Origin of the sequence: Methylobacter sp., assembly GCF_036845245.1 — a bacterium.
In the GTDB taxonomy this organism is placed as follows: domain Bacteria; phylum Pseudomonadota; class Gammaproteobacteria; order Methylococcales; family Methylomonadaceae; genus Methylobacter_A.
Window position 1 is genome coordinate 1 of sequence record NZ_DAIUEH010000097.1, and the last position, 7,392, is coordinate 7,392.

General features: G+C 44.6%; 6 protein-coding genes. 5 read left to right on the forward strand and 1 reads right to left on the reverse strand.

Annotated features, from left to right (window positions below):
* Positions 1-70: 70 nt before the first annotated feature.
* The 5 genes from V7051_RS23990 (at position 71) to V7051_RS24010 (ending at position 6,208) form a co-directional block, all read left to right on the forward strand.
* Positions 71-724, forward strand: coding sequence for a restriction endonuclease subunit S (locus V7051_RS23990; RefSeq protein ID WP_333879286.1), 654 nt, complete (start codon positions 71-73; stop codon positions 722-724).
* A complete protein-coding gene (locus V7051_RS23995; protein ID WP_333879285.1) occupies positions 721-1,758 on the forward strand; it encodes a PDDEXK nuclease domain-containing protein in 1,038 nt (345 codons plus the stop codon). The genes V7051_RS23990 and V7051_RS23995 overlap by 4 nt, the downstream gene beginning before the upstream one ends.
* A complete protein-coding gene (gene mntA / locus V7051_RS24000) occupies positions 1,751-2,140 on the forward strand; it encodes a type VII toxin-antitoxin system MntA family adenylyltransferase antitoxin (protein ID WP_333879284.1) in 390 nt (129 codons plus the stop codon). The genes V7051_RS23995 and mntA overlap by 8 nt, the downstream gene beginning before the upstream one ends.
* Positions 2,121-2,555 carry a type VII toxin-antitoxin system HepT family RNase toxin gene (gene hepT, locus V7051_RS24005; protein WP_333879283.1) on the forward strand — a complete coding sequence of 145 codons (435 nt, stop codon included), beginning with the start codon at positions 2,121-2,123 and terminating at the stop codon, positions 2,553-2,555. Before mntA ends, hepT begins: the two co-directional genes overlap by 20 nt.
* 401 nt (positions 2,556-2,956) lie before the next feature.
* A complete protein-coding gene (locus V7051_RS24010; protein WP_333879282.1) occupies positions 2,957-6,208 on the forward strand; it encodes a type I restriction endonuclease subunit R in 3,252 nt (1,083 codons plus the stop codon).
* A 521-nt stretch (positions 6,209-6,729) separates the two neighbouring features.
* On the opposite strand, the gene V7051_RS24015 is transcribed toward V7051_RS24010, so the two are convergent.
* Entirely contained in the window at positions 6,730-6,873 is a 144-nt protein-coding gene (locus tag V7051_RS24015; RefSeq protein WP_333879281.1) for a hypothetical protein, read from the reverse strand.
* Between the last annotated feature and the right edge of the window lie 519 nt (positions 6,874-7,392).

A 7,392-nucleotide genomic window follows, 5' to 3' on the forward strand; every position in this document is an offset into this window, starting at 1 on the left:
CTCGTTCAACAACTGAGAAAACCATCGCTTGAAATGGTTCTTGCGTAAGTCCTAACTTGGTAAAATTACTTTGAATAAATGTGATGGACCATTTGGATCAGGTTTGAAATCGGAGCATTACTCAGAAAGTGGAGTTCGTGTGATACGGCTACAAAATATAAAAATAACCGGTTATCACGAAGGTGAAGGCGCATTTATTGATGAAGACTACTATAAAAACAATCTATCTAATCATGATGTGATTGCCGGTGATGTCTTGATAGCAGGGCTTGGTGATCCAAATAATCCAGTAGGTAGAGCTTGTACTGCACCTCAGAATATTTCTCCAGCAATGGTGAAAGCTGACTGTTTTAGATTCCGATTGAATGAAAAAAAAGCAATCTCTCTCTTCATAGCTAGACAGTTATCTTCTACTGCTTGGGCCGATGCTGGTAGGCTGTCGAATGGTTCGACTAGAGCAAGAATTCCGCTGAATCTTATGGCCACTAGGAAAGTTGCAATTTGTCCGTTAGATGAGCAAGAGCACATACTTGACCATATAGAAACAATATCGAAAAAATACGATAAATTGGAACGAGAATCCTCAAATGCAATTGAGTTAATGAAAGAACGCCGAACAGCCCTAATCTCCGCCGCCGTCACCGGCAAAATCGACGTAAGAAACTGGCAAGCCCCGGAATCTTTGCAGAACCTTACAGAGCTCCACAAGGAAGCCGCTGCATGAACCAGACGCCGCTTGTCGATAACGCTCTGGTCGTTGAAGTTAAAGAGCTGATCCAATCGGCCAAACAACGTGCGGTGGTTGCGGTCAATGTCGAGCTGACCTTGCTCTACTGGCAGGTGGGCAAACGTATTGCCGATGAAGTATTGAACGGTGAACGGGCCGAATATGGCAAGCAGGTAATAGACCATCTGGCGCGTGATTTAACCCTAGCGTTTGGCAAGGGCTGGAATAAAAAACAATTGCACCATTGCCTTCGGTTTGCCGAGGCTTTTCCTGAACCGGCAATTGTCTCCGCACTGCGGAGACAATTAAGCTGGACACATTTTAAGAGCCTGATTTATTTAGACGACTCCTTAAAACGGGAGTTTTACCTTGCTATGGCGGTTCAAGAACGCTGGTCTACCCGCACTTTGGTAGAACGGATTGATAAACAATTGTTTGAGCGCACCGCGCTTTCCAAAAAGCCCGAGCTGACCATTAGTAGCGAACTTGCACTGTTACGTGAGCAAGGCTTGGTCAATGAGAATCTGATTTTAAAAGACCCGTATATACTGGATTTTCTTGATCTGAATGATAGCTATCTGGAAAAAGACCTTGAAGATGCCATTCTGCGCGAGCTACAACAGTTTTTGCTGGAACTGGGCAGCGGCTTTAGTTTTGTCGCGCGCCAATATCGTATGCAAATCGATAACGACGATTTTTATATCGATCTGTTATTTTACAACCGCAAGCTGAAACGCTTGGTCGCCATCGATTTAAAAGTGGGCAATTTTAAGGCGGAATACAAAGGCCAGATGGAACTTTATCTGCGCTGGCTGGCAAAATATGAACAGGAGACGGATGAAAACCCGCCGTTGGGCATTATTCTGTGCGCCGGAAAAAATCAAGAACAAATCGAGCTGTTGGAATTGGCCGGCTCCGGTATTCATGTCGCCGAGTACTTGACGGCACTGCCACCCAAGGAAGTGCTTGAGCAGCGTTTGCATCAAGCCATGATCAATGCCAGATTGCGGCTGGACAATAAAAATGAGTGATGGCAAGTTAATGGCTGAAAACATGACGCGTGTTATTCAGCATCATGCACAAGTCGATGCCATTTATCTTTATGGTTCACGCGCCAAGCAAACCGCGCATGAACACAGCGATTGGGATATTGCTGTAATATTTAGCGATTACGAAACGGATTTAAGTGCCCGGCTTTTGCGTCCGCAATTGTTAGAGGCCGCCATTGAGCGCGAATTAAAACTTTATAATCAGATCAGCGTCATTGATTTGGAAACGGCGCCGGTTTATTTGCAATACAGCATTTTAATGTCGGCGGTTAAATGGTTTGATCGCAACGTGCCGCATGTTAAACGGGTTGAACAAAGTATTTTGTCAAAATGGGAAAAGGATTATGAGAGATATTGCCTATGAACAGGCATTGCTTCGGCATCAACGAAGAATGTTACGCATCTTGGATGAATACAGTCGCGAAAATACGGATACCTGGACAGAGCGCGATTTCCTGGCGATACAACGTGCCTTGCAGGTATATATTGAAGCGTTTATTGGCATGGCGCGATATTTCGTTCAGCAAAAATATAGCTTATCCGTCAGTCAATCGCGTGAAGCCTTAGACGAATTAAAAAGCCGTGGCGATTTAGCCGCTCAGCAACATGAGGAAGTGTTAAAGATTGTCGGTTTCCGTAATGTGCTGGTGCATGATTATTTGGAGATTAACGACGGTATCGTGCAAGCGATTGTCATTAAAAAGCAGTATGCGATTATGGAAAGCTTAATTATGAAATGGCGGCAGGAACTGGATTTGTTAGAAAAAAACGGCGAGTAGCCTTGATTTTCACCGTCTAGCGCAACTTGTCGCCAATAAGGTTTTCTGATTTTAAATGTTGCGGACAGTGCCTGCAAAATTGAGTTGGAACCATTGCAAGAGGATTTAAGATTTACCGATATTTTTTAAAAGATCCGGATTATGAATACTGTTAACAAGCAATCGTCAGAAAAAAGCCGGATCATTCTCGGCTCATTAAACGAAGCCGTCGCCAATGCCCTGGAAAAAACGTAAACTCGGGCAATACGCCGTGCTCTGGGAAGATAATCAGTTAGTTTATAAAGGAGAGGATGCTCCGAAAGCGCATTCAAAATAAAACGTGACTGTTGACCGGATACACGCCGCTGGGTTGTGCATCCGATTCAGGCACTGATTGCCGAACTATAAAAATTATAAAGTTGATGGATAACAAATCAAAAGAATGCGCATTTCAACATGACATGATTGGCCATTTGCTTGCGAATGGCTGGTTGTTGGGCAAGCCCGAAAACTATAACCGCGAACTGGCCTTGTATCCCGAGGACTTGCTGGGTTTTGTACAGGAGACTCAAGATGCCCAGTGGCAAAAGTTTTGTGCCCTTTACCCGAATAACCCAACAGAAAAGTTTTTGGAGCGCGTCGCCACCCAGCTCAATAAAGCCGACCCCAATGCCGCCAATAAAGAAATGCGCACCTTTGGCACCTTGGGTGTGTTACGTCATGAATTGCGTGACCGTGGCACCCGCTTTAGTTTATGCCAGTTTAAACCCGAACATGATTTAAACCCGGAGACGTTGGCGCGTTATCAACAGAACCGTTGCCGGGTCGTGCCGGAATTGGTGTATAGCCCCTGGGCAACGGAAGCGCATTTTGCTGAAACCGGTGCAAAAGCCCAAGCTTGGCGTATTGATTTGGTATTGTTTGTCAATGGCTTGCCGGTCGCAACGTTAGAGTTAAAGTCGGAATTCAAACAGGCGGTGCATAATGCGATCAAGCAATACAAAACCACCCGCCATCCGATAGATCCTGCCACCAAAAAGCCGGAGCCGCTGTTAACCTTTAAACGCGGGGCGTTGGTGCATTTTGCGGTCAGCCAGTATGAAGTCTATATGGCCACCCGCTTGGAAGGTAATGACACCTTCTTTTTGCCGTTTAACAAAGGCACAAAAGACGGCGCCGCAGGTAATGATGTGCCGGAAGACATTAACCGCTATGCGACCGATTATTTATGGAATGAGGTCTTGCTACCGGCCAACTTGCTCAATATTCTTGCCCGCTTTGTGCATTTGCAGATTGAAGAAAAAGAAGACTGGGAGGGCCGCAAGTACAAAAAAGAAGCCCTGATCTTTCCGCGTTATCATCAATGGGATGTGGTGACCAAACTGGTAGCGTCTGCCCGTACTGAAGGTCCCGGCCACAAATACCTGATTCAGCACAGTGCGGGCTCGGGTAAGTCCAATTCGATTGCCTGGGTAGCGCATCAGCTATCGTCCATCTACAACCCCAATGGCCGTAAACAGTTCGACTCGGTGATTATCGTGACCGACCGCACCGTATTGGACGACCAGCTGCAAGATACCATCTACCAGTTTGAGCATGTCGATGGCGTAGTAGGGCGCATCAATAATAAAGAAGGTGACGGGTCCAAATCCGAAAAACTGGCCGCCGCCCTGAATAACGCACAGCCGATTATCATTGTCACCATTCAAACCTTCCCTTATGTCTTAAGAGCCATTGAGAACAGTGTCAGCTTAAAAGAGCGGAGCTACGCCATTATTGCCGATGAGGCGCATTCATCGCAGACCGGCTCCACGGCGCGTCAATTAAAAGAAGTGTTGATGATGGATGCGCAAGGCACAGATGAAGAAGAGGTGACTGCCGAAGATATTCTGGATGCCGCTGTCGCTTCCCGTCGCGCTTCCGCTAATGTCAGCTATCTGGCGTTTACCGCCACGCCAAAAACCAAAACACTGGAACTTTTTGGTCGTTTGCCGAACCCTGATGAACCGCCGTCAAAAACCAATCTTCCCGAAGCCTACCATGTGTACAGCATGCGCCAAGCTATTGAAGAAGGCTTTATCCTGGATGTTTTAAAAAACTACACCAACTATAAAGTCGCTTATAACCTGGCGTTAAAAATTCAGGGCGCCGACCAGGAAGTTGAAAGTAAAAAAGCCAAGGTAAAGCTCAATCAGTGGGTACGCTTGCATGACTACAACATCTCGCAAAAAGTGCAGGTCATTGTTGAGCATTTTAAAACCAATGTGATGGGTCTATTAGGCGGCCAAGCTAAGGCCATGGTGGTTACCAGTTCGCGTAAAGAAGCGGTGCGCTACAAGCAGGGATTTGATCAATACATTAAGGCCAAAGGCTATCAGAACATTCATGCCATGGTGGCTTTTTCCGGTGAAGTCGAGTTTAACAATAAAGATCCCAATGCTGCGGGATTGCTGGGTGAGAAGTTTACCGAAAGCACGATGAACCCGAACCTCAAAGGCCGTGAACTACGCAAAGCGTTTGACTCGGATGATTATCAAGTCATGATTGTCGCCAACAAATTCCAGACCGGTTTTGATCAGCCCAAGCTCTGCGCCATGTATGTCGATAAAAAGCTCGGTGGCGTCGAGTGTGTGCAAACCCTATCGCGGCTCAATCGGACTTATCCCGGTAAAGCCGAAAGGGGTACGTTCGTGTTGGATTTTTTTAATGAGCCGGAAGAGATACTCAACGCCTTTCAGCCCTATTATCAAACCGCCGAATTAGCCGATGTGTCGGACCCTGATTTAATTTTTGATCTGTTTGATAAGCTGCGGGCTGCGGGTATTTTTACTTGGCAAGAAGTCGAACAGTTTTGTGAAGCCTTTTTTGTAAAGAGCAAAAGCAACGCCGCCATTGCCAATATTTGCAAACCTGCGGTAGATCGTTGGGTGAAGCGTTATAAGTCTGCTATAGATGCGTATAAACAAGCTAAGGCCATGTTTGAGCGCACCAAGAAGACGGCCGATGCGGTGTTAATTGCCAATGCAGAAAACAGCTTTAAGGCCTGCAAAAAAGAAAAGGACGCGCTGGAAATCTTTAAAAAAGATCTGGGTACGTTCGTGCGCTTTTATGAATTCATGTCGCAGATTGTCGATTACGACGACAAGGCCTTAGAAAAACTCAGCCTGTATGCGCGAAACCTGAGACCGATGTTGCGCGAAACGTTTTTGGAGGAAGAGGACATTGACTTAAGTGGCGTAGTCCTTAGCCATTACCGCCTTTCCGTCATCCGCCAGCAAGACTTGAAATTAAAAGAAGATTCAGCCGATTATAAACTTGAACCCGGTGAAGGCTTGGGTACGGCCAAAGCAAAAGATAAACATGAAGAGTTTATCTCGCAGATTATCAGCCGCTTGAATGAGCTTTTTATTACCGACCATTTGACGGAAAAAGACCTGGTTAATTACGCCCATACCATCAGAGATAAAATCAGTGAAAATGCCTTGGTCATGAAGCAAATTGCCAATAACTCAACTGAGCAGGCCATGCTGGGCGATTTTACCAAAGCCGTCGATGACGCGGTCATGGATAGTAGTGAAGCCCATCAAAACCAAATGATGCAGCTCTTATCGGACCCCGTCAAAGCCGCCGGTTTTGCAAAGGTGGTGTTTGATTTATTAAAGTTAGGGAAATGAGTCACTGAATTGTAGTCGTGCTTACTTGTGTCAGTCGTGTATAGAGTGCCTGTGTATTAACAAACCGATGTCGCTTAAAGGATAGCTACTCACAGTAAGTGGTAGCGCCATTAACCATGATACGGAGCGCCATGATGGCATACGTTGATATTGTGACCTTATATAAGGCTTGTTGGCAGGGGAAATTAGGGGCTCCCTGTTCAACCCACAGTAACGAGATGATAGGCTTTATAATTTAAAAAGCGTGTCGATCTATTGTTGGATTTTATAGGCTGAGTCCTAAATTAGGCTCAGTCAATTGATTGGAAATTTAAGTCAGTTTTTTTATAAATTCTGGACAATCCGAAACAGATAAAAGCTATTTTAGAACATAGAGTTGTGTCGTATATATATTGAATTAAATGCTACTATTCGGACAAGATTTCGCGCTTTAATCACGAGATTTGTACGCGCCTAAAACATATAGACGAGGTCATGTTTTGAGTTGGTTTTTATTGGGTTTTGGGTATGAATTTTGAGTGTCATACTTCAATGGTATTTGTAGCAATATAGGCTAATAATTCGTTACGTTTCAGTTTCTTTTTTACTGATTTGCCTTCAGCAGAAAGGCTAAACAGATGAAATATACTTTTTGCTAAATCCAAACCCACGACGTTACTATTCATTTCGGACTCCTCTTTTTCCCGTTAATTGGCTGGGTGCATTATGACACCGTGAGGGTGAGGAGGAGTCCATGTCATCACTCTGGGCCAATTTCTGCCGGTAGAGACTAATCACTTTATGGCGATGAATAAGTTCGGCAATATGCTAATTTTAGTTAATCTTTTTATAATGGGTTAATATGTATGTTGCATAAGTATCTGGCAACTAAGTTCAGTATAGTCGGATGTGCTTCATACCAAGGAGCATCAAAATAATCAAAATAAATATTGATGGAATTTGACCATAAAAAGTATTATGCGAAGTCTTTTATAGCCAGTCCAGTTCTTGCTGTATAAAAAACGGAGTCGAAGTTTTACCAATTTTACAGCAAAAGAGCGTTTAAATTTTTCCGTAGACAACCACTATCATGCTGATACTATTGCACACATCAATTTTTTTAGTGGAAAATCCAACGCTGATTAGTGACAAATATTGAAAGCGTGCGACGTGAAGTCACACCAGTTATTGTCTCACCTTGAAAA

Coding starts and splice junctions, on each gene's coding strand:
- V7051_RS23995 (WP_333879285.1), top strand. CDS start 721: ATGAACCAGACGCCGCTTGTCGATAACGCTCTGGTCGTTGAAGTTAAA.
- mntA (WP_333879284.1), top strand. CDS start 1,751: ATGAGTGATGGCAAGTTAATGGCTGAAAACATGACGCGTGTTATTCAG.
- hepT (WP_333879283.1), top strand. CDS start 2,121: ATGAGAGATATTGCCTATGAACAGGCATTGCTTCGGCATCAACGAAGA.
- V7051_RS24010 (WP_333879282.1), top strand. CDS start 2,957: ATGGATAACAAATCAAAAGAATGCGCATTTCAACATGACATGATTGGC.
- V7051_RS24015 (WP_333879281.1), bottom strand. CDS start 6,873: ATGAATAGTAACGTCGTGGGTTTGGATTTAGCAAAAAGTATATTTCAT.